The sequence below is a fragment of the uncultured Aquimarina sp. genome, from assembly GCF_947492405.1.
In the GTDB taxonomy this organism is placed as follows: Bacteria; Bacteroidota; Bacteroidia; order Flavobacteriales; family Flavobacteriaceae; genus Aquimarina.
Genome location: NZ_CANLMP010000002.1, coordinates 967,443 through 991,077, shown reverse-complemented (window position 1 = coordinate 991,077; position 23,635 = coordinate 967,443). Strand labels below are relative to the sequence as shown.

The 23,635-nt window shown below is 34.3% G+C and carries 20 protein-coding genes; 11 read left to right on the top strand and 9 right to left on the bottom strand.

Annotated features, from left to right (window positions below; all coding sequences use genetic code 11):
• Position 1: 1 nt before the first annotated feature.
• Positions 2 to 364: a BlaI/MecI/CopY family transcriptional regulator gene (locus tag Q0829_RS10545; protein ID WP_298542265.1), complete on the bottom strand. Its 363-nt coding sequence runs from the start codon at positions 362 to 364 to the stop codon at positions 2 to 4.
• Between the two features lie 229 nt (positions 365 to 593).
• Here Q0829_RS10545 and Q0829_RS10540 point away from each other — a divergent pair, with 229 nt between their 5' ends.
• Positions 594 to 1,733 (top strand): hypothetical protein, encoded by a 1,140-nt coding sequence (locus tag Q0829_RS10540; RefSeq protein WP_298542262.1) that lies wholly within the window; start codon positions 594 to 596, stop codon positions 1,731 to 1,733.
• Positions 1,711 to 2,067 (top strand): hypothetical protein, encoded by a 357-nt coding sequence (locus Q0829_RS10535; RefSeq protein ID WP_298542260.1) that lies wholly within the window; start codon positions 1,711 to 1,713, stop codon positions 2,065 to 2,067. The genes Q0829_RS10540 and Q0829_RS10535 overlap by 23 nt, the downstream gene beginning before the upstream one ends.
• Before the next feature lie 89 nt (positions 2,068 to 2,156).
• Here the strand turns inward: Q0829_RS10535 and trpS are convergent, their stop codons facing one another.
• Complete coding sequence (trpS, locus tag Q0829_RS10530; RefSeq protein ID WP_298542258.1) at positions 2,157 to 3,125, bottom strand: tryptophan--tRNA ligase; 969 nt, start codon at positions 3,123 to 3,125, stop codon at positions 2,157 to 2,159.
• A 74-nt stretch (positions 3,126 to 3,199) separates the two neighbouring features.
• Here trpS and Q0829_RS10525 point away from each other — a divergent pair, with 74 nt between their 5' ends.
• Positions 3,200 to 3,940 (top strand): lysophospholipid acyltransferase family protein, encoded by a 741-nt coding sequence (locus Q0829_RS10525; protein ID WP_298542256.1) that lies wholly within the window; start codon positions 3,200 to 3,202, stop codon positions 3,938 to 3,940.
• Positions 3,941 to 4,076: 136 nt separating this feature from the next.
• Here the strand turns inward: Q0829_RS10525 and Q0829_RS10520 are convergent, their stop codons facing one another.
• The 4 genes from Q0829_RS10520 to recA all read right to left on the bottom strand — a co-directional run bounded on the left by Q0829_RS10520 (position 4,077) and on the right by recA (position 8,000).
• Positions 4,077 to 5,774, bottom strand: a complete 1,698-nt coding sequence (locus Q0829_RS10520) for a hypothetical protein (protein ID WP_298542255.1) — start codon at positions 5,772 to 5,774, stop codon at positions 4,077 to 4,079.
• Between the two features lie 2 nt (positions 5,775 to 5,776).
• The gene (locus tag Q0829_RS10515; protein ID WP_298542252.1) at positions 5,777 to 6,322 is read right to left on the bottom strand and encodes an RNA polymerase sigma factor; all 546 of its coding nucleotides are present in this window, start codon (positions 6,320 to 6,322) and stop codon (positions 5,777 to 5,779) included.
• A gap of 40 nt (positions 6,323 to 6,362) precedes the next feature.
• Entirely contained in the window at positions 6,363 to 6,782 is a 420-nt protein-coding gene (locus Q0829_RS10510) for a hypothetical protein (protein ID WP_298542249.1), read from the bottom strand.
• 204 nt (positions 6,783 to 6,986) lie between these two features.
• The gene (gene recA / locus Q0829_RS10505; RefSeq protein WP_298542247.1) at positions 6,987 to 8,000 is read right to left on the bottom strand and encodes a recombinase RecA; all 1,014 of its coding nucleotides are present in this window, start codon (positions 7,998 to 8,000) and stop codon (positions 6,987 to 6,989) included.
• A 495-nt stretch (positions 8,001 to 8,495) separates the two neighbouring features.
• On the opposite strand from recA, the gene Q0829_RS10500 reads away from it, so the two are divergent.
• From Q0829_RS10500 to Q0829_RS10465, 8 genes are all read left to right on the top strand, one after another.
• A complete protein-coding gene (locus Q0829_RS10500) occupies positions 8,496 to 9,527 on the top strand; it encodes a rhodanese-related sulfurtransferase (RefSeq protein WP_298542245.1) in 1,032 nt (343 codons plus the stop codon).
• 146 nt (positions 9,528 to 9,673) lie between these two features.
• Entirely contained in the window at positions 9,674 to 10,957 is a 1,284-nt protein-coding gene (gene ricT, locus Q0829_RS10495) for a regulatory iron-sulfur-containing complex subunit RicT (RefSeq protein ID WP_298542243.1), read from the top strand.
• The gene (locus Q0829_RS10490) at positions 10,944 to 11,438 is read left to right on the top strand and encodes a gliding motility lipoprotein GldH (protein ID WP_298542242.1); all 495 of its coding nucleotides are present in this window, start codon (positions 10,944 to 10,946) and stop codon (positions 11,436 to 11,438) included. Before ricT ends, Q0829_RS10490 begins: the two co-directional genes overlap by 14 nt.
• Position 11,439: 1 nt before the next feature.
• Complete coding sequence (locus Q0829_RS10485) at positions 11,440 to 13,770, top strand: transglycosylase domain-containing protein (protein ID WP_298542240.1); 2,331 nt, start codon at positions 11,440 to 11,442, stop codon at positions 13,768 to 13,770.
• A gap of 21 nt (positions 13,771 to 13,791) precedes the next feature.
• Entirely contained in the window at positions 13,792 to 16,116 is a 2,325-nt protein-coding gene (locus Q0829_RS10480) for a transglycosylase domain-containing protein (protein ID WP_298542238.1), read from the top strand.
• 99 nt (positions 16,117 to 16,215) lie between these two features.
• Positions 16,216 to 16,917: a CoA transferase subunit A gene (locus tag Q0829_RS10475; protein WP_298542236.1), complete on the top strand. Its 702-nt coding sequence runs from the start codon at positions 16,216 to 16,218 to the stop codon at positions 16,915 to 16,917.
• Between the two features lie 43 nt (positions 16,918 to 16,960).
• Positions 16,961 to 17,602, top strand: a complete 642-nt coding sequence (locus Q0829_RS10470; RefSeq protein WP_298542234.1) for a peroxiredoxin — start codon at positions 16,961 to 16,963, stop codon at positions 17,600 to 17,602.
• Positions 17,603 to 17,629: 27 nt separating this feature from the next.
• A complete protein-coding gene (locus Q0829_RS10465) occupies positions 17,630 to 18,286 on the top strand; it encodes a 3-oxoacid CoA-transferase subunit B (protein ID WP_298542233.1) in 657 nt (218 codons plus the stop codon).
• A 755-nt stretch (positions 18,287 to 19,041) separates the two neighbouring features.
• Here the strand turns inward: Q0829_RS10465 and Q0829_RS10460 are convergent.
• The 3 genes from Q0829_RS10460 to Q0829_RS10450 all read right to left on the bottom strand — a co-directional run bounded on the left by Q0829_RS10460 (position 19,042) and on the right by Q0829_RS10450 (position 23,618).
• The gene (locus tag Q0829_RS10460; protein WP_298542231.1) at positions 19,042 to 19,233 is read right to left on the bottom strand and encodes an ATP-binding cassette domain-containing protein; all 192 of its coding nucleotides are present in this window, start codon (positions 19,231 to 19,233) and stop codon (positions 19,042 to 19,044) included.
• Positions 19,234 to 19,364: 131 nt separating this feature from the next.
• Positions 19,365 to 19,874, bottom strand: coding sequence for a GNAT family N-acetyltransferase (locus tag Q0829_RS10455; RefSeq protein ID WP_298542229.1), 510 nt, complete (start codon positions 19,872 to 19,874; stop codon positions 19,365 to 19,367).
• A gap of 105 nt (positions 19,875 to 19,979) precedes the next feature.
• On the bottom strand, positions 19,980 to 23,618 hold the full coding sequence (locus tag Q0829_RS10450) for a S8 family serine peptidase (protein ID WP_298542226.1): 3,639 nt from the start codon (positions 23,616 to 23,618) through the stop codon (positions 19,980 to 19,982).
• Between the last annotated feature and the right edge of the window lie 17 nt (positions 23,619 to 23,635).

The window sequence follows — 23,635 nt, the reverse complement described above, 5'->3', positions numbered from 1 at the left end:
ATTATTCTTCTTCTTTATTTATTTCTCTCATTGCTGCTTCCATTTCGGCAATACTGATGTCATTTTTTTTCATAAAAAAAGAAACCATACTCTTAAAAGACCCTTGAAAGTACCCATCAATCAATTTGTTAATGCTCTGGTTACTGTATTCTGTTTTTTTAACAAGAGGGATATAAATGTGGATTCTTCCTTCTTTTCTATAGTTTACAAAACCTTTGTCTTCTAATATTCTTACAATCGTAGAAACAGTATTATAAGCTGGTTTTGGTTCTGGTAACTGTTCCAGAATGGCAATAACGCTACCTTCCTCTAGATTCCATAGGATTTTCATAATATCTTCTTCAGCTTTGGTCAACTGTTTCATAAGTTAATTTCTTTATAGTTTTCAAACTAATATTTTAGTTTGAGAATGCTAATATAAACTAAATATTTAGTTTGAACTAATTTTTTAGTTTTAATTTTTATCAGAGCATACAACTCGAAAAGTACTAAAAGGGTAGAAAAGGAAGCTAAATGAGTTGTTTATCGATTAAAAATATTGATCGGCGTTATTTTAGAAATCTTGTACTAGAATAACAATTTATCTCTAAAAAATGAGAGCTTTAGAAATCATCTTATTATTTTTTGTAACAATTCTACCATTTGTAAAACGTCAATCTATTAAGAAAATTCCAAAAAAATATTGGATACTTTCTATATGCCTTTTGATGATTTTACATTTTAGTGTCGAAGGTTGGCGTTGGCAAATGACTCCTGCTTACTTATTGATGGTAATATTGATATGGAGAATGTATGTTATAGATATAAATAAACCTTATAAATTAACATTTCGTAGAGGTTTAGGATATTTAGGTTTGATAATGTTATTGATTGTGGGCTGGATCTTACCAATCCTACTTCCAGTATTTTCTTTACCAGAACCTACAGGAGCGTATAAAGTAGGTACAAAGTGGATTCATGTGAAAACAGATCAAGATGAAGTTATTACAAAAGACCCAAATGATAAAAGAGAATTAATGGTCAAAATCTGGTATCCATCAACAACTACTGTTTCTGGTAAAAGAGAACCATACGTAGATCAAGCCAATCGCTTAGGTTTTATAAATAAATATAGTATGGGTTTTTTACCTTCTTTTACTATTAATTATCTGGACAGGGTGAAAACCCATGTATATGAAGATATAACTATTGCAAAAGAAACATTTCCTGTTTTGATTTTTTCTCACGGTTATGGATCCAAATCTACAGGATATTATGCCCTATTAACAGAAATTGCAAGTCAAGGATATGTTATTATAAATATGACTCATACGTACGAAAGTTTAGGTGCTACTTTTCCTGATGGTACAATGAAGTTTTTTGATTATGAGTATCAATCAAATGAAAGTAAAGAATCCATGAAACATATTACTCCTATAAAGGATGCTTTTAGCGCTAACATTTCTTTTGAAGAACGTCATGCAATCTTAAGAAAGGCATCAAAAGGATATTTTGTAAGTGATATGGTAGAAAGGTGGTCAAATGATATGGTTGATATTATTGATCTTTTAGAGAATTGGAATGATAAAGGTTTTTTTAAAGAAAGACTAGACTTAAATAAAATTGGTGTATTTGGCCACTCCAGAGGTGGTGGAGCTGCAGGACAAGTAATGATAAAAGATCATAGAATAAAAGCAGCAGCTAACTTAGATGGAATTCAATGGGGGGGAAATGATGGATACTATTTACCATAAACCATTCTTATATATTTCTGCAGATTGGCCTATTGAACATGAAGATATCAATTCGCATGTTTATAGACATAAGAGTACTGATTATTTTTATGAAAGTAAGTTACTTCAATCTGGACATCCAAACTTTATGGATATTCCATTTATGATCCCCTTACAATCAATTGCAGGAACGGGATCCATAGATGCTACATTAGGGATGAAAATTACCACCCAACTCGTAACTTCTTTTTTCGATAGACATGTAAAAAATGATGAGCGTAAAGATCCAAGTAGTTTAGCAAAAGAATATGAGCTACTGGAGATGAAAGTCTATAAAGGAGATTCTATAAGGTAGTGTTATAAAAAAATGCAGATTAGTTATAACTAATCTGCATTTTTATGATTTGTCCTAGAAACTATTACTTTTTAATAAAATTAAGTAAACTAGTATCCAACCTTCTCACGTACTCTAGAAAGGACTTTATTTGCCACTTTTGAAGCTTTTTCAGCACCAATTGCTAGTGCCTTATCCACTTCTTCTAGATTATCCATGTAATAATTATAGCGTTCACGTTCTTCAGAGAACTTGTCTATTATGACTTCATATAGCGCTTGTTTGGCATGACCGTATCCGTAATTGCCACCGGAGTAATTGGCACGCATTTCTACTAATTGCTCTTCTGATGCTACCAATTGATATAATGCAAATACATTACACGTATCAGGATTTTTAGGCTCTTCCATTGGAGTACTATCGGTTTGAATTCCCATAATACTTTTACGTAGTTTTTTATCTGGTAAAAATAAATTAATGGTATTGCCTTTAGACTTACTCATTTTAGCACCATCCGTTCCTGGAACATACATCGTTTCTTTCTGAAATTGTGCTTCTGGTAAGACAAAAAGTTCTCCAACCTGATTATGGATACGTTCTGCTACATTTCTGGTCATTTCTATATGTTGTTCCTGGTCCTTTCCTACAGGAACAATTTCTGCATCATACAATAAAATATCAGCGGCCATTAGCATCGGGTATGTAAACAACCCTGCATTTACATCTTCTAATCGATCCGCTTTATCCTTAAATGAATGTGCTAGAGTTAACCTTTGATACGGAAAGAAACAACTAAGATACCATGATAATTCTGTAACTTGTGGAATATCACTCTGGCGATAAAATACAGTTTTTTCTATATCTAAACCAAAAGCCAGCCAGGTTGCAGCAGTAGAGTAGGTGTTTTCTCTTAGTATTTTAGCATCCTTAATCTGTGTTAATGAATGCATATCTGCAATAAACAAAAAGGAATCATTCTCTGGTTGATTTGCCATATGAATAGCTGGAATGATCGCTCCTAATAAGTTTCCTAAATGAGGTGTTCCTGTACTTTGGACTCCTGTTAGAATTCTTGCCATAGTAATTTTATAGTTTCTGGCAAAGGTAATTTTTTTGTTCAGATAGCTCAAACCAATTGTGTATTTTTGCGGCTATGTTTATCATTAGATACATATTGATTCTTCTTTGGCGAATTTGGTTTTATATGATGATGGGAATTCCTATTATTATATTATTTCCAATTTTGCTGATATTAACATCAAGAGAACAGTGGTACCCACAGTTTTTTGTTGTTGCCAGATTCTGGGCTAAAATTGTGCTGTTTGGTAGCGGTTTTGTTCCCAGACTAAAAAAAGAAGCAAAAGTGGACGCTCATAAGAGCTATATGTTTGTTGCCAATCACACTTCTATGGCAGATATTATGTTAATGTTGTATTGTGTGAAGAATCCTTTTGTTTTTGTTGGAAAAAAAGAACTAGCCAAGATTCCTATTTTTGGTTTTTTCTATAAGAGAACTTGTATTCTTGTAGATAGAAATAGTCAAAAAAGTAGGAAAGAAGTTTTTGATCGAGCGCAAGCTAGGTTACACGATGGGACAAGTATCTGTATATTTCCAGAAGGCGGCGTTCCAGAAGATGAATCTATTATGCTTGATGATTTTAAGGATGGGGCATTTAGGTTAGCAATTGATCATCAGATACCTATAGTTCCTTTAACATTCCTAGATAATAAAAAAAGATTTTCATATACATTTTTTAGTGGGAGTCCAGGAAAAATGAGGGCTTTTGTGCATAAAGAAATTTCAACTGAGGGATTGACTCAAGAGCATAAGAAAGGGCTTAATATAAACACACACAAAGTCATTTTGGATAAGTTACAATCTGATCAATTGTGATAAGAAGGTTTTTTAAAAACAAAAGCTGTTCCTCCCCAGAAACAGCTTTGTCATCATTGCTTCCCTAGAGCAATAATTCAACCTAACCAACTAAAATAACCTAAAACACATTTAGTTACTTTTCTTTTTCATTGTCTTAAAATTTGAAACTTACTCCTGTATATATACCGAAATAATAAGGTCTAAAGCTTTCCGCACTTTCTTTAAATCCATTAAATTGATATTTAAAGATAGGTTCCATATTAATCTGGAATTGATCTGATAACTTATAATCAAATCCTATACCAATATTTCCACTAAAGCTTATGTCATTGACAGTTTCATCTCTCGCTACGTTTTCATTTCTAAAACTACCTGCAATGATAGATACTTCCTCATCCTCTAAGAACAGTGTGCTGACTCCTCCGATCATATGAATTCCGATTTTGGAATTTGTGAGCGAATATTTAAGTTCTAATGGTACTTCTATATATCCAATACTATGATTAAGTAATCCGGGATTTTGCGATGTTACTAAAACTTCACCGTTAATATCAGGAGGCGCAGGAGTAAAGCTACTTTGTGTAGCTTGAAAATCAGAGACAACAATACTTTGGGTATTTGTAAAGCCATTGTTAATGTCTCCTCGAGCTACAGAAGCAATTCCAAACCCTACATCTTCTGTGTTATACCCTACGTCAACTTTATTCACTCCTGATCGTACACTTAACTTTTTGTTAATTGAATAAGCAACTTGGATACCGTAGCTAAGGTTAACTTGTCCTTGTTTATTATTATCGGAGAATTCCGGATCGATAGACGATCCCCCAAATGAATCATAGTACACTGGAGCAACGTTTGGTGATACATTCCATCTTTTACCTGATTTGGTTTCTGCTATAATTTTTTCCTTCTCTTCTTTTTCTTTTATAGCCTCAAAAATTGATTTTTTTCCGCTATCCGGATTTGGATCCGAAGTTTGGTCAGGAACTTCTTTTTTATTGGAACTGTCAGATTCTTCTGGGTTGCTAGCAATATACTCTTTAATAGTATTTTCCTTGTCATTTGGGTTTTGAAAATATGGATTTTCGTCTTTCGTACTATTTTCCAATTGATTATTAGTTGCATTATTATTTTCCGCTATCCCATTTTTAGCAGTAATAGTTGTGCCCGTAATAGCAACTTTTTCTTTATTTATTTCAGAAGTATTAGTTTTTTCTGTTTCAGCTACCGTATTAAATGTTGCCGCTTTTTGTTCCGATATGATGTTGTCTTTTTTCTGATCACCTCTATTAGAAACTATTCCTTTGTTGTTTGTTGCGTTGAAGGTTGTTATAGACTCTTTATTGGTATTACTGTTTGCAGAAGGGTTTTTATAAGCATCTGAAATGGTAGATTTAGAATCTGAAGTTATATCAAATGGAGTATCTTTCTGATCATCATTTTTTAAGGAATTATTCGTAATAGCTTCATTATTGGCGTTGGAACTTTCGGATGCTCCATCACTATAGTTTGAATTTTTGTTTTTTGGAGTGTTTACAAGACCATCATCAGGAATAGCTGTAGTATTCTCTTGATTTTCGGTAGATAAATTATCCGTATTTTCCGAGTTCTTAGTAACGACTATGGAGTCTTCGGTGTTGTCCTCAGGCAGTAAAAAAGGTCCAACAGATAAAATTACTGCTACTAATGCAGCAACTCCAGCAATACGATACCAAAATGGTAAAATAAGTATTCGTTTACGATCTTTATTTTTTCGATCTTGAATTTTTTTCCAGACAGCATCATCAGGTGTAACTTCAAAATTTTTGAACTTTTCCTGAAACAATCTATCTATGTTTTTTTTATCACTCATCTTCATCCTTCAATTGACTGAACGCGTGGTTCATGGTTAGTTTCTATTTTTTCTTTCAAAATATTTCTGGCTCTTGCCAAATTAGATTTGGAGGTTCCTGTCGAAATAGTAAGCATTTCTGCAATTTCTTTATGTGAATAACCATCTAACACATAAAGATTAAATACCAACCGATATCTATCAGGTAATTGCTGAATAATTTCTAGAAGATAATCTAAGGAAACATTGTCCTCATCTATTTCAACTTCTACCTCTTCTATTTGATCTTCACCAATAATTTCAAAAACTTTTTGTTTTCGGTATTTTTGTAATGCGGTATTGATAGTGATTCGTTTTATCCAACCCTCAAAAGAACCTTTACTTTTGTACTGTGCTATTTTGTCAAAAATTGTAATAAAGGCATCCTGCAAGGTGTCTTCGGCACTTGCATAATTGTTAGAATACTTTAGACAGATAGAGAATAGTTTGCTACCATATAATCTATATAGTTGTTCTTGTGCCTTAGCATCTTGTTTCTTACATTTTTTTATGAGTTGCTCTAGACTCACGAACAGTTTTTGTTTTGGTTAACACTACACTATCAAAGCCTTATTCTACAACAGGAACTTCTATAATTAAAAATTCATTTTCACCTTGATCATTTACACCTTGCCAAAATCTGAAAATGTATGAATCTTCTGACCCAACAAAAAAGTTAATTGAGGTGTCAATCAAATCCGTTTCTTCTAGATCTTCGCACATACGATCCTGAACAACAACATTGAGTACAGATACTGTGCGTTCGTTCGATAATCTGTCATAATCAAATCCGCTAAAAGAATGGCAATCCGAAGGTCTAAAATAAAAAACTGTGATTTTATAAGTTTCACCTCTTGTAAATTGACCTGGGATATCTACCTGTTCAATGGGAATTCTCTCATACGAAAAAATGATTCCATCATCATCATTCAAGCAACCGGTCAAACAACCTGAAAAAATAATCAGTAAAATTATTCCTATCCTTTTCATACTAAAATAATTTTGGGGTTCTACATACCAAATTGTATTATATAGATGTAGTAAGAGGTATTTGGTTGCGTTGGTACAAGATAATTTTTAGGCAACAGTGTACAACTTTAAAATTCTTTATACGAATTCATATATAGAACTAGGATATAAGGTATAAAAAAATCCCGAAAGCTCGGGATTTTAGTATTAATTTATGTGGTTACATTATTCGTTGACAATTTTTATAGCTTCCTTGATTTTTTCTTCCAATTCTTCCATAAGTTCAGGATTGTCATTAAGTAATGATTTTACAGCATCTCTTCCTTGACCTAGTTTTGTGTCTTGATAACTAAACCAAGAACCACTCTTTTTAACAATTTCATAATTTACTCCAATATCAATAATCTCTCCTGTTTTAGAGATTCCCATACCATACATGATATCAAACTCTGCTGTTCTAAACGGTGGAGCCACCTTGTTTTTTACAACTTTTACTCGCGTTTTATTTCCTTGCACTTCACTGTTGCTATCTTTAATCTGAGTAGATCTTCGAATATCCAAGCGCACAGAAGCATAAAACTTAAGAGCATTACCACCAGTAGTAGTTTCAGGATTACCAAACATCACTCCGATTTTTTCACGAAGTTGGTTGATGAATATAACAGTACAATTTGTTTTGCTAATAGAACTAGTTAGTTTCCTTAAAGCTTGAGACATTAATCGCGCATGAAGCCCCATTTTAGAGTCTCCCATTTCGCCTTCAATCTCACTTTTTGGAGTTAATGCAGCTACAGAGTCAATAACAATAATATCAATTGCTCCCGATCGGATTAAGTTATCTGCAATTTCTAATGCTTGTTCTCCATTGTCAGGTTGAGAAATAATAAGATCGTCTATATTTACACCTAATTTTTCTGCATAAAAACGATCAAATGCGTGTTCCGCATCTATAAAGGCAGCAATTCCTCCTGCTTTTTGTGCCTGAGCAATCGCGTGAATTGTAAGTGTTGTTTTACCTGACGATTCAGGGCCAAAAATCTCGATCACTCTACCTCTTGGATATCCTCCTACACCAAGAGCTAAATCTAATCCAAGTGATCCAGTAGAAATTACTTCTACTTCCTGAACTGCAGAATCACCCATTCTCATCACGGTACCTTTTCCGTAAGATTTATCCAGTTTGTCTAAAGTTAGTTTTAACGCTTTTAATTTTGCATCTTTTTCTTTATCCGTACTCATGCGTTTACTTTCTTTTGTAATTGATTTTGGCTAAAATACTACAAGTTTTTTGCAAACCCATTTCAAAAATTACACTTATCTGACTAATTTATTAACAATGATTTGTAGCTTAATAGAGCCATTGTTTAATTTTTTTTAAAAGTGTACGCAACCTTTTTTCTTTTACTGCATCTTAAAAGAAAGCAAAACTTGAACAAACTGTGAGGAAGGAGGATGTAGATGAAATTTCTTAAAAGAGTCGTAAGACACAATCTTGATGGCTGTACAGTTACTAGTATTAGTAATTGTATAGTTGAAGGTGGTTAGCTTCGTTATTTAATTATTAGTCGTTTCGATTAAATAGATTAATTAAATAACGAATTAGCCCAAAAAATGCCTTGATGTAATTTCAAGGCATTTTTTTTATTCAAAACTTAACCGTTCTTGCATATTAAACTATGATTTGTACTTTTGCATCAATTAAATAATTTCTTTTAACTTAAAAATTAGTATAGCATGCAACTGTACAATAAATTAAGTGCAAAGGAGAGAGCTGCTCTTATTGATGAGGCAGGTATGGAACGTCTTACACTCTCTTTCTACAAGTACGCACACATTGGTAATACCGAAATTTTCAGAAACCACCTTTTTATACATTGGGATGAACTAGACGTTTTAGGAAGAATCTATGTCGCTAATGAAGGCATCAATGGTCAATTATCAGTTCCGGCACCAAACTTTGAAGCATTCAAAAAACATTTAGATAGTATTTCCTTTCTGGAGAATGTACGATTGAATATTGCCAGAGAACAGGATATCAAGTCTTTCCTGAAGTTGAAAGTAAAGATTCGTAAAAAAATTGTTGCAGATGGTTTAAATGATCAAACTTTTGATGTTACAAATAAAGGAGTTCATGTAGATGCAGAAAAATTTAATCTATTGATTGAAGATCCGGATACTGTATTAGTAGATATGCGTAATCATTACGAAAGTGAGATTGGTCATTTTAAGGGAGCGGTAACTCCTGATGTAGATACTTTTAGGGATTCTTTGGATATTATTGAGGAAAATCTAAAAGAGCATAAAGAAGATAAGAAACTAGTGATGTATTGTACAGGCGGAATACGATGTGAGAAAGCAAGTGCATATTATAAACATAAAGGTTTTAAAAACGTATTTCAGTTAGAAGGCGGAATTATAGAATATGCCAGACAGGTAGAAGAAAAAGGATTAGAGAATAAATATCTAGGGAAGAATTTTGTTTTTGATCATCGAAGATCAGAACGAATCTCTGAGGATGTAATTTCTAATTGTCACCAGTGTGGAAAGCCTTGTGATACGCACGTTAATTGCGAAAATGAAGCCTGTCATCTCCTTTTTATTCAATGCGAGGAATGTGCAACTGCAATGGATAGTTGTTGTTCTATAGAATGTAAAGAGATTAATAGCTTGCCATATGAAGAACAAAAGGCATTGAGGAGAGGTAAGGGTAATAGTAATAAAATATTTAAGAAAGGTCGTTCAGAGGTTTTAAAATATAAGCAGTAATGCTAAAATGTTTTAGATACTATGGTTTTAAAAGAAATCATAGTATCTTTATCGATTAAGATGTTGGATGTGTAAAACATCTAACCTAAATAAGAATCATATTTGCTGTGTTTCATCACAGGCAAATTTCAATATAGCAAGAGAATATGGGGTGTAGTAGTTGTTCCTCCGGGAAAGACGGACAACCAAAAGGATGTAAGAATAATGGTACGTGCGGTACAGATGGTTGTAATAAGTTAACTGTTTTTGATTGGTTATCTAATATGTCGCTTCCTAGCGGTGTAGCACCTTTTCATTGTGTAGAAATTCGTTTTAAAAACGGACGTAAAAGCTTTTTCAAGAACACAGAAAATCTTTCATTAAGTATAGGAGATATTGTTGCTACAGAAGCATCTCCAGGACATGATGTAGGTATTGTTACACTTACTGGAGAGTTGGTGCGTATCCAAATGAAAAAGAAAAAGGTAGCTGTAGATAGTGAAGATGTTAAAAAAGTATATCGAAAAGCATCACAAAAAGATATTGATATTTGGCAAAAAGCTAGAGATCGAGAGCAAGCAATACAAGTTCGTTCTAGAGAAATAGCAATTCGTCTAAAACTACAGATGAAAATATCAGACATTGAGTTTCAGGGTGATGGTTCTAAATGTACTTTTTATTATACAGCAGAAGATCGTGTCGATTTTAGACAACTGATTAAAGAATTTGCACAAGAATTTAGTACTAGAATAGAAATGCGCCAGATTGGTTTCCGCCAGGAAGCTGCTCGATTAGGAGGGATAGGTTCTTGCGGAAGAGAATTATGCTGTTCTACTTGGCTTACCGATTTTAGATCGGTAAATACCAGTGCTGCTAGATATCAGCAATTATCATTGAATCCTCAGAAATTAGCGGGTCAATGTGGCAAATTAAAATGTTGTCTTAATTATGAACTGGATGCTTACATTGATGCCTTAAAAGAATTCCCAAAAACAGAGGTTAAATTACATACAGAAAAAGGTACGGCTGTTTGTCAGAAAATCGATATATTCAAAGGGTATTTATGGTATGCTTATGAAGGAGAATGGATGAATTGGCATAAGATTTCTGCTGATCATGCAAATGAGATTATTGACGCAAACAAAAAGAAAGAAAAGGTAGCTAGTCTTGAAGAATTTGCTTCCGAACTTATTGAAGATACTAAAGTTGATTTTGAGAACGTTGTAGGACAAGATAGTCTAACACGCTTTGATCAACCAAAAAGAAGCAATAGAAGGAGGAATAAAAACCGAAACAGAAACAAAAAGAAAGTTTCTGCAGAGAAACAAAAGCCTACTACTCAAAAATCAAAAGAAGGAAACACTGAGAGCAAAAACTCAAATAGGAAAAGGAGCAATAATCGTAATAAAAAACGTAAACCACAGCAGCGCAAGAATAATGATAAATCTTAAGTTTTTTACATTACTTTTTCTGTTAATAGGTATTGTTTCTTGTGATGACACAAGAGTTTTTGACGAATATAAAACAGTATCAGATTCTTGGGAAAAAGATGAAAAGATAAGTTTTACCTTACCCGAACTTGATTCGTTACAGGTATATAACCTGTTTATCAATGTAAGAAACACCAATGACTATAAGTTTAGTAATTTGTTTTTGATTAGTGAGATGGAGTTTCCAAACGGCAAAATAGTTACAGATACTTTAGAATATGAAATGGCAAAACCAAATGGAGAATGGTTAGGCGTTGGTTTTACGGATCTAAAAGAAAGTAAACTTTGGTATAAAGCAAACGTAAATTTTGCAGAAGAAGGAGTATATAAAGTGGTACTTCAACATGCAATGAGAAAAAATGGAGAGACGCTCGGAATAAATTCTTTAGAAGGAATTACTGATATAGGTTTTAGAATAGAATTTGCAGAAAACCCTAAATAATATGGCTAAAGCAACACCCAAATCAACAAGAAAAACATCAAAAACCCCTCAATTAGATGTGATTAAATACATAAAGTGGTTTTGGATCACTTTCGCATCAGGAATATTTTTGGTAATACTAATATTCCTTTTTGCTAGTTGGGGATATTTTGGCGAAATGCCGGGTTTTGATGAATTAGAAAATCCTCAAAACGATTTAGCCACTCAGATCATTTCTTCTGATGGAAAACAAATTGGAACTTTTTTTAAAGAAAATAGAACTCCCGTTAATTTTGAAGATTTAGCTCCGGATTTGGTGAATGCTTTGGTAGCAACAGAAGACGCTCGTTATTACGAACATTCTGGGATAGATGCCAGAGGAACCATTCGTGCTATTGCCTTTTTGGGTAAAAAGGGAGGTGCAAGTACAATTACGCAGCAGTTGGCAAAACTTCTTTTTACCGGAACAAGATCAAAAGGATGGCAACGATATACCCAAAAAATTAAAGAGTGGGTCATTGCTACTCGATTAGAAAGGCAATATACCAAGGATGAGATCATGGCAATGTATCTTAATAAATATGATTTCCTTAATCAGGCAATAGGTATAAGTTCTGCTTGTCGTATTTACTTCAATAAAACACCAAAAGACCTTAAGAAAGAAGAAGCGGCAGTGTTAGTTGGTATGCTAAAGAATTCTGCACTTTTTAATCCATTAAGAAGACCAGAAATGGTAAAAAACAGGCGTGATGTAGTTTTATATCAGATGGCAAAATATGAGTATATCACAGAGCAAGAAAAGGATAGCTTACAGCAGTTACCATTAAACTTAGATTATGCACCAGAAGGTCATTCTGATGGAATTGCTACTTATTTTAGGGAATATGTAAGAAGTTGGATGGGGAATTGGGTGAAAAAAAACCCGAAAGGAGAAGATGAGGATGGAAACACTCAATACTATAACATATATAGAGATGGTCTAAGAATTAATGTTACAATTGATTCGAGAATGCAGAAATATGCTGAAGAAGCTGTTCAAGAACATATGTCTAACTTGCAAAAAGAGTTTGACAAACAGGAACAGAAAAACAAAACTGCGCCTTTTAGAGATTTAACTAAAAAAGAAGTTGAAGGAATAGTTAAAAGAGCAATTAGAAGTTCTGCAAGAAGAAAAAAAATGTTATCTCAGAATAAAAGCGAAAAGGATATTCTAAAATCTTTTGATGTTAAAACTGAGATGAAAATATTTTCCTGGAAAGGGTATATAGATACTATTATGACTCCCAGAGATTCTATTTTATATTATAAAAGATTTTTAAGATCTGGAATGATGTCTATGGAGCCACAAACAGGCCAGGTTAAAGCTTGGGTTGGTGGTGTAGATATAAAACATTTCCAATATGATCATGTATATCAAGGAGCTCGTCAGGTAGGTTCTACTTTTAAACCTTTTGTGTATGCAACAGCAATAGATCAACTTAAATTATCTCCTTGTGATACACTACCAATGTCTCAGATTACAATCCCTGCGGGATCGCACGGTGTGATGGAAGATTGGACTCCGAAAAATAGTGATGCTAAATATACAGGGTATCTGAGTCTTAAAGAAGCACTTGCAAAATCTGTAAATACTATTTCTGCACGTTTAATGGATCGGATTGGGCCAGAGCCTATTGTAAGATTAGCGAAGAAATCCGGAGTGGAGTCAGAAGTTATAGAAGTTGCCTCTATAGCATTAGGATCTGTAGATCTTAAGTTGTCAGAAATGGTAGGTGCATATAGTACTTTTGCTAATGAAGGAATTTATAATAAACCGGTAATGATAACTAGTGTAGAGGATAAAAATGGTGCAACATTATATCAGTTTGAACCAGAAACACGTGATGTGATTAGTAAAGAAGCAGCTTATGTAACTCTAAATCTTTTAGAAGGAGTAACCCAATCAGGATCTGGAGCTCGCCTTAGATCTGGACCTTCTAATAGATACGATTACAAAAATGTGGTTACTGGATATCCATACCAATTTACCAATCCAATTGCTGGTAAAACAGGAACAACACAGAATCAAAGTGATGGGTGGTTTATGGGTATTGTTCCTAATCTTTGTACTGGTGTTTGGGTTGGGGGAGATGACCGTGCTACTCACTTTAGTTCAGTAAAATATGGACAGGGAGCAACGATGGCATTACCAATATGGGCACTATATATGAGAAAATGTTATGCTGACAAAACACTTAAAGTGTCAAAGGATGGGTTTAAAAAACCAGAAAACCTTACCATAGAAGTAGATTGTAAAGAGTTTAAGAAAAATATAAAGATAGAGGATCCGATAGAAGATGAGTTTGGTCTTTAGATTATGATTCATTAAACGAGAATGGAGCAATCGGTTTTTAAAGCAAAAAGCAATAGACAACCAGTCAAATTAAAGACATATAGATATGTTAAATATTTCTGGATTAGTTTTATTGCTGTTTTAACCATTGTAATCTTTTTATTTCTTTTAGCTAGCTGGGGTGCTTTAGGAGAAATGCCAACCTTCGAGCAATTAGAAAATCCTAAGAATGATTTGGCTTCTCAGATTATATCTTCTGATAGAGTGCAGTTAGGAACTATTTTTATGCCTAATGAGAATAGAACCCCGGTAACTTATAAAGAATTACCCCCGCACTTAATTGACGCTTTAATCGCTACAGAAGATGTCCGTTTCTATAAACATTCAGGCGTTGATGCCAGAGGTACGCTTAGAGCTTTCACTTCACTAGGTAGAAGAGGAGGTGCAAGTACAATCACACAGCAATTGGCAAGATTACTTTTTATAGGTCTACGATCGAAAAATTGGGATAAATATACTCAGAAGATCAGAGAGTGGGTAATTGCTGCTCGTTTAGAAAGGCAATATACAAAAGATGAAATCATAGTTATGTATTTAAATAAATATGATTTCGCAAGACAAGCTATTGGTATTGGGTCGGCTTCAAGAATCTATTTTAATAAAAAACCTAAAGATCTAAGTATAGAAGAAGCAGCAGTGCTTATTGGGATGTTAAAAAGCTCAACTATATATAATCCAAAAACCAGATTAAAAAATTCCATTGATAGAAGAAATACGGTAATAAGCCAGATGGCTAAATATGGATATCTTACGATTCAGGAAAAAGATAGCTTACAAAAAATACCCTTAACACTTGATTACAGGTCAGAAGGATATTCTGAAGGTAGTGCTACTTATTTAAGAAAGCAAGTAAAAAATTGGGTTGAGCAATGGATTAAATCAAACCCTAAAGGAAAAAACAAGGAAGATCAATTAGAATATCATGACATCTATGGAGATGGTTTAAAAATTTACGTGACTATCGATTCTCGTATGCAGAAATATGCTGAAGAAGCAGTTATAGAACATATGGCCAATTTGCAGAGAGAATTAGATATGCAAGAACAGAATAATAGTACTTCGCCGTTTAGAGGTATTTCGGATCAGCAAATTGATGATATATTAAAAAAAGCAATTGTAACTTCTTCTAGGAGAAAAAAAATGCTCGATTTAGGTAAAAGTGAGAAAGAAATTCAAGCTTCTTTTGATAAGAAAGCGGAGATGAAAGTGTTTTCTTGGAAGGGACTTAGGGATACAGTGATGACTCCACGCGATTCTATTTTATATCATAAAAGATTTTTACATACTGGACTGATGTCTATGAATCCTCAAACTGGAGAAGTAAAAGCTTGGGTAGGAGGTATTAATCACAAATATTTTAAATATGATCATGTGAATCAGGGAACACGACAAGTAGGATCTACATTTAAACCATTTGTATATGCCACTGCTATAGATCAATTAAAGTATTCCCCTTGCTATAAAATACCAAGGGCAAAAATAACGATACCCATAGGAAAGCATGGAGTGTCAGGAAAAGATTGGACTCCAACGAATCCCGATGGAAATTATATAGGGTCTGTAACTCTTAAAGATGCATTAGCTGAATCAGTTAATACGGTTTCGGCACGATTGATTGATAGGATAGGACCTGAACCAGTTATCAATTTGGCTAAAAAGTTAGGAATACAATCGGATATAGATACGGTTGCATCCATATCTTTGGGAACTGAAAATCTTAAATTATCCGAGATGGTTGGAGCATATAGTACTTTTGCCAATGAAGGGATATATATCAAACCTTTTATAATTTCTCATATTACGGATAAAAACGGAATACTATTATATGATAATTTTCCTGAAAGAAAAGATATAATCAGTAAGGAGTCTGCATATGTAACGCTTAATTTGATGGAAGGAGTTACGCAAACTGGATCTGGTAAAAGACTAAGAACAGAAGCTTCTAATCAATATGTTTATAAAAATGTAGTTACTGGCCATCCATATGGATTTACGAATCCGATTGCGGGAAAAACCGGAACAACCCAAAATCAGAGTGACGGATGGTTTATGGGTATTGTTCCAAATCTATGTACAGGAGTTTGGGTAGGAGCTGATAATAGATCAACACATTTTAAATCAACAACATATGGAGCGGGAGCAACTATGGCACTACCAATTTGGGCATTATACATGAAAAAGTGTTATGAAGATGATAATTTAAACATTTCAAAATCCGAATTTCAAAAACCTGAAAATCTTTCCATTGAGTTAGATTGTGATAGCTATGAAAAAAGGAATAAGGTAGATGATGAACTTGGTTTTTAGCCTCTTATATAAATAACATTAAATATTTCTAAAACTATAGGTGTTCAAACGTTTTAGTACTATTTTTTTAGTACTTTTAATCTGCTAAAATTGAACACTATGATTCGTAAAACAGTGGGTGGAGTTGTTGAAGCTACAGAGGGCGTAAAAGACAACATGACTTTTATGCTTGGAGGTTTTGGACTTTGTGGAATACCTGAAAATTCTATTGCAGAATTAGTAAAGAAAAATATAAAAGGATTGACCTGTATCTCTAATAATGCAGGTGTTGATGATTTCGGGTTAGGACTGTTACTTCAGCAAAAACAGATCAAAAAGATGGTTTCTTCTTATGTAGGTGAGAATGATGAATTCGAACGTCAGATGTTAAGTGGAGAATTGGATGTAGAACTTATTCCGCAGGGTACATTAGCAGAGCGGTGTAAAGCAGCTCAGGGAGGCTTTCCTGCATTTTATACACCAGCAGGTTATGGTACTGAAGTAGCAGAAGGAAAAGAAACCCGAGAGTTTAATGGTAAAATGTATATACTAGAAAAAGCTTTTAAAGCGGATTTTGCTTTTGTAAAGGCTTGGAAAGGAGATGAAGCAGGAAATCTAATTTTTAAGGGCACAGCCAGAAATTTTAATCCATGTATGTGTGGAGCTGCAAAAATTACTGTTGCAGAAGTAGAAGAGTTAGTTCCTGCAGGAACCTTGGATCCGGATCAAGTACATATTCCGGGGATTTTTGTGCAAAGGATTTTCCAAGGAGAAAGATATGAGAAAAGAATAGAACAACGAACTGTTCGGAAGAAAGAATAACAATAGTAACAAAAAGCTTTTAAAACTTAAAAAAACATAAATCATGGCGGTATTACGATTAGGAGATGAAGCACCAAATTTCACAGCGCAAACAACAGAAGGAGAGATTAATTTTCATAATTGGTTAGGAGATAGTTGGGGGATTTTGTTTTCACATCCAGCAGATTATACACCTGTCTGTACAACAGAACTAGGAACTGTAGCAAAGTATACGGACGAATTTAACAAGAGAAATGTAAGGGTAGCTGCATTGAGTGTGGATGGGTTGGAATCACATCACGGATGGATTAAAGATATTAATGAAACTCAAGATACAACTGTCAATTTTCCTATTATTGCGGATGAGGATAGAAAGGTGTCGGAGCTGTATGATATGATTCATCCTAAAGCGGATAGCCAATTGACGGTTCGTTCTGTTTTTGTAATAGGACCAGATAAGACAATAAAACTCACAATTACCTATCCTGCTTCCACAGGACGAAATTTTGATGAGTTGCTAAGAGTTGTAGATTCGTTACAATTAACAGCCTATCATAAGGTAGCTACTCCGGCAAATTGGAATCAAGGAGAAGATTGTGTAATATCTCCTTCGGTAAGTAATGAACAAATACCAGAGTTGTTCCCTAAAGGGCATACGGAGATCAAACCTTATTTAAGAATGACTCCGCAACCTAATGGGAAGTAATCCTTATAAAATTAGAAGAAAATAACTATGCTTGATAAAAACGGAATAGCAAAGCGTATTGCTAAAGAACTGGAGGATGGATATTTTGTTAACCTTGGGATTGGTATTCCTACGTTGGTAGCAAATTATATCCCTAAAGGAATAGAAGTGGAGTTCCAGAGTGAGAATGGTGTGTTGGGTATGGGACCATTTCCTTTTGAAGGAGAAGAGGATGCTGATATCATTAATGCTGGTAAACAGACAATCACTACTATGCCAGGCGCTTCTTTCTTTGATTCTGCTACAAGTTTTAATATGATACGAGGACAACATGTGGATTTAACCATTCTGGGAGCGATGGAAGTTGCAGATAATGGTGATATCGCAAATTGGAAAATTCCGGGAAAAATGGTAAAAGGAATGGGTGGTGCTATGGATCTAGTTGCTAGTGCAGAGAATATTATTGTGGCAATGATGCATACTAATAGGGCAGGAGCATCTAAACTACTTAAAAGATGTTCTTTGCCATTAACTGGTGTAGCATGTGTTAAGAAAGTGGTTACTAATATGGCGGTTTTAGAAATTACCGATGATGGATTTAAGTTATTAGAAAGAGCTCCTGGAGTAAGTATCGATGATATTAAAAATGCTACGGAAGGAAGGCTTATTATTGATGGAAATGTGCCTGAAATGATTTTAGATTGATTTAATCAAATTCTATATCAAGATAAACGATTATTAAATAGAGTACAACGAATAATAAATCTGAAAAGGAAACGTTATTGATAAAAAGGTGTAATAATCACACGTAAAGTAAGAAAAAGACTACTTTTTAACTACTGTTTTTACTTACTTAAACCTTTGCTTCAACCTACAAACACTGCATAAACATCTTTAAATGTTAAAATTTTGCGTATTTTGTCGATTTTAATGGCATTTAAACGTATTTTCCAAAAATATTTTGCATATTAGCAGTCCCTATAAAGAAGTACGGTTTTTTAATTGTTCTCTTTTTAAAATATTAATTAAGTTTTAACCCTCACACATTGCCCTATTATGAAAAAGCGTATAAATCGTCTACAGAAATCAGTTAAGCCTACAATCGAATTGATTTCTAACTGTATGTATTTAGCAAAAAAAGTATTTTTGTTTTAACAAAAAAGATAATTTTTGTTATGTGATTTTTTGTTGTTAATTAATCGCAACCTCCCCAAGTCGCGATGAATAAACCTGTTAGTCTATTGAGCTTGACAGGTTTTTTTGTTTAAATAAAAGTGAACTTCAAATTAAGAAATCAATTCTTTTATGTTTTGGACGATACTTTTGTTTTCAACTCCTTTTAATAGCTATATGATCTAATAGATTGTAAGCAGATATTTTAGGATACACTCCAAACTCTTGTGGTAGATATCCTAGATTGTTTCTTATTTCCTTAGTATTGTCAATAAGACTAACATTATTTAAAAAAGTACGTTTCCCTGAGTTGGCTCTTGTAATGCAGTCAGTGTGCGAATTAAAGAAGATTTTCCTGCACCATTGGGATCTAATAAACCAAATAGTCTATTAGGTATTGTTAAGGTAATTTGTTTTAATGCTTTTACTCCGTTGGAATATGTTTTTGACAACAAACCATCTATTATAAGTGTATTCATAGTATCAGGTTTAATTGATACTACCAATGTATATATGATAGGAGCTAGGAGTTATTTTTTGCGAACGTTTATGAACTGGTAATGAGCATTTATAGTGTTTAGGAAAATATCTATGGCCGGAATGTTTTCATCTAAATGTTATACTCATACAACATAAGATCTTCATCGTCATTCGGGATATTGATGATTTTGATAAAGGTAAAATCTAATTTTTCTAATAGTTTTTGTGAAGATTTATTTTCTGGTATGGTGATAGCACTTATCTTTTGGATACCAAATTCTGTAATACTAACTTCTTTTATTTTTAAAGCACTTTCATAGGCATACCCTTTTCCTTCATATTCTGGCAAGAAAGCAAATCCAATATCAACACCCTCGATTCCTTCTCTATCATATAGACCACAACAGCCTAATTTTGTTTTGTCTGATTTACGAATTACTGTGTAATTGGAGTACCCTAATCGTTCAAGTTGAGGTGTCATTTTTTCTGTGATGTAGCGCTCTGCATCTTCTATAGATTTCACGTTACGATCTCCAATATTTTGTAACCATTTTGGAGAATTAAGTAGTTCAAGGTAAAAAATTGCGTCCTCTATGGTTGCAGGATTTAATAACAGTCTTTCAGTTTCGAAGTTTTTCATTGCGGATGATAATGAGCATGTTAATAAATAACAAGTATACAAAAAGCCCTGAAACATTTTTGCTTCAGGGCCTTATTAAAAATTAAGGTTATCTATCTATAATTTTTATTCTCTTATAAAACGAGTTGTTCCTTCGTTTACTTTTAACACATATATGCCAGCTTGTAACGCTTGAACGTTTATAGTGTTGACAAAGGTTCCTTTAAGAACTGTTTGACCTAACATATTGTAAATTGAATAATCTTGTGTTCCCGAATTTCCTGTTTTTACATTAAGAATTGCTCCTTTTGATGGATTAGGGTACACAGATAATAATGCAGTTGGTGGTCCCAAAAGATCATCAGAAGTCGCGGCAAATGATGTAGTAGTTCCACAAGCACCAAGATTAGTCCATCCTGTAGCAGTTCTTTCGTATAGATTACCTTGATACGTAACTCTGTCACCTGTTTGGTAAGATTGAGAACTACTCCATTCTGAAACGCCATCACAAATATCAGTAGATCCACCACCACCAGATGTGTTGGTCAATGATACATTATCTATTGCGATATCAGCTTGCCAAGTAGATCCGGTAATTCTGTTAAATCGTAATTGAACACTTCCACCAGCATAAGCATTAAGATCAATACTAGCATCTAACCATGAATTTCCTTGATTACCCGATTGACTCCATAGGTTTGTCCAAGTTGCCCCATCATCAGTACTAGCATCTACAGCAATACTTCCCATATCTGCTGCTCCGTACATGTGATAACTAAATGAGAAACTCGCTTCAGAAAGACCTGATAAATCAAAACAAGGTGAATTTAATATTGCTTGTTTGTTAGGATATCCAGTTCCGTTAACAGAAGCTTCCACATAAATGTAATATGTACCTTGTGTCGCAGAAGATGGTCCTGTACTTCCTGAAGGTGTTCCACTAGCATCAACTGACCAGTTGATATCATCAGCGGTAGATTGTGTCCAAGCTCCTAAAGTATTCTCAAATCCTTCACTATATGGGAAAGAAGAAATACCAGATGTACATCCGCCACCAGTTGATCCACCGGTTGTAGTAACATTAACAGTATTACTAAATCCTGATTCATTACCAGCAGCATCTTTTGCTTTTACACTAAACTGATATGCAGTATCTGCAGTTAATCCAGTAACATTAGCTGTTGTACTAGTAACTTCTCCTAAAATTGTACTTCCTTGATATACATCATAAGCAGTTACACCTACATTATCAGTAGCAGCAGTCCAAGATAAGGTCAAAGTAGTTTCTGTAATATTAGATGCCGTTAATCCAGCAGGTGCTGTTGGTGCTTGTGTATCTCCTTGCGAAGCTCCTATAGTAACGGTATAATCTTCTACTTCACCATATTGAAATGATTCACAAGAAGTAGGTACTCCATTATATTTCATAGAAACACGCATTCTTGTGTCTCCATTTGCAGCACTCGCTGGTACTGTAAAAGTTCCACTAACAGGTGTAGTTTGGGTAGCAGCTTGAGTCCATACTTGTTCTCCAGAATCTGTAAACACACCATTTTGGTTATAGTCAATCCATACGCTATATCCTTCACTGTAAGTCGTTCCTGTCCAGGTTGGCGTTACCGTAATCGTATAGGCACTTTCTTTTGCTAAAGCTGTAGAAACAGAAGTGAAATCTGAGTAACCACCACTTCCTGCGCCAGAAGCATTATTAATTGTTTCTAATTGTACATTACCAATGTATTCATCAGCCACACTATTACCATTAGATGCGCAATAGTTTAATTGAACTTCAGTAGTAGTAAAAGTTGTTGATGCGCTGTATGAAGAAGTTGTTCCATCAGAACAAGTGCTTCTTACTTGTGCTTCATATGAGGTAGTAGCAGCTAATCCAGAAATTACGTAAGAAGTTCCACTTCCAGCTTGAGTTGTCCATGTAGAAGTACCTGTTTGACGATATCTAACATCAAAAGATGCTCCTGGAACTGCAGTCCAGTTAATAGTAGCTGTATCAGAACCTACACTAGAAGATCCTACTCCTGCAGGAACGGTAGCATTACAAACTACAGGTGTTCCTGTTAATCCAGTTACGATAAGAGAGAAATTTTGACTTCCTCCAACTAGAGATCCTTTGTTGGTAACTGTAATTGTATAAGAACCTGAAGCATTAGCCACATCAATTCTTTCATATGGATCTACAGTGTTATCACCCGTTCCATTTGTTGTTACTCCAGTTAATCTGTATGGACTATAGGTCGTAGAGTTTTTAGTTACTCTAATATCTAAGTCATTTACTAAAACAGCAGTATTAGAATTGGTAGCAGTTGTTGCAGTTCCTGCACGATCTGTCCAGGAGATAGATGCCATTAAAGGACTTGTTCCATCAGAATCGACTGTAATTGTATAAGTCTGTCCGTTATTTAGAGTTAACTCTTCTATTTTGGTTTCATTCCCTGCATTTGTAACTGTTTCCGCAGCTCTTTTAGCATTTAATAATCCCCATCCATAAACAGCATCAGGACCAGAAGGCCCAGCATCATCTGCTGTATGAAGTGCTAAACCTTTAAGAGTTGCTGCTCTCATAAGATTCCCGTTTGTATTATTATAATGTTGCTGTAATAACAGTAATGATCCTGCAACATTTGGAGAAGCCATAGAGGTACCAGTGATACTTGCATATGCTGTATTACTGCTTTCATAAGTAGAATAAACTCCAGTACCGTTACCAGTAATATCTGGCTTGATTCTGAAGTCATCAGTTGGTCCTTCACTACTAGAGCTATTAATAGAAACACTGATTAAACTACCATCAGAAGCAATATTTGCGTCTTGTGCATTAGCTACTACTAAATTGTTTTTAGAAGTAGAATGTCCTGTAAGTTTATCATAAGAAGAATTTCCATTAAGCGGAGCACCATTATAACTATTTTGGTTACCATCGTTACCGGCAGCAACTACCATCAGATAATAAGGTGCATTAAACATTACTTCATCCCAAGCTTCTGACTCACCTATATAAGCTCCAAAATACTGATCTGGAACTAAATCACTTCTAAAACCATAAGAGTGGTTAGATACAATCATTCCGTTTGCAGCAGCTGTAGTTGCTTCGGCAATATCATCGTTCCACATATAACCGTTTACTTTTGATTGAGGAGCCATTCCCTTTGCAGCAGCTTGAACACCAGAAGCAGTAATGGTTCCAGTTACGTGTGCAGCGTGAAAATTTAATTGAGTTCCACCTTCTGAAGCGGCATCTTGTATAGTAACACGATTGTTACCTCCTGCGCCATCATATTCCTGATGTGATGCTCTGGCATGACCACCATCCCATACGTGCGCTGTCATGTTTTGACCATCTAAGTTAAGTCCTAAAGATCCACCAATATTAAGATGATTTGTTCGTGTAGATTCCGCGGCATCTACGTTAAAAGTTGTATAATAAATAGGACTTCCATCGAAAGCAAGTCTTTGTAATTCGGAAAAAGTTCCGTCCTTTAACCTTGTCTTAATAGGCCATCCATTTTTCTTTGCTGCTTGTATAGCAGCCTTTTTTTGAGTGGCTGCTTTTTCAGCATTCTGAACTTGTAGTTGATTAAGTTTAGAAACATTACTGTTTTGCATAATTTGTGACTTCTGAGCTGGGCTCTGTGCGAGCATTGTAGCCGAAAGAAGAAACATAGTAGAAAAAACTAGCGTTTGTAGTTTTCCAAACCTTTTTGGCGTAAAGCCAAAAACCTCGGTAAGGTTTTTGTAACTTTTTTTCATTTTTATTGAGTTTGAGT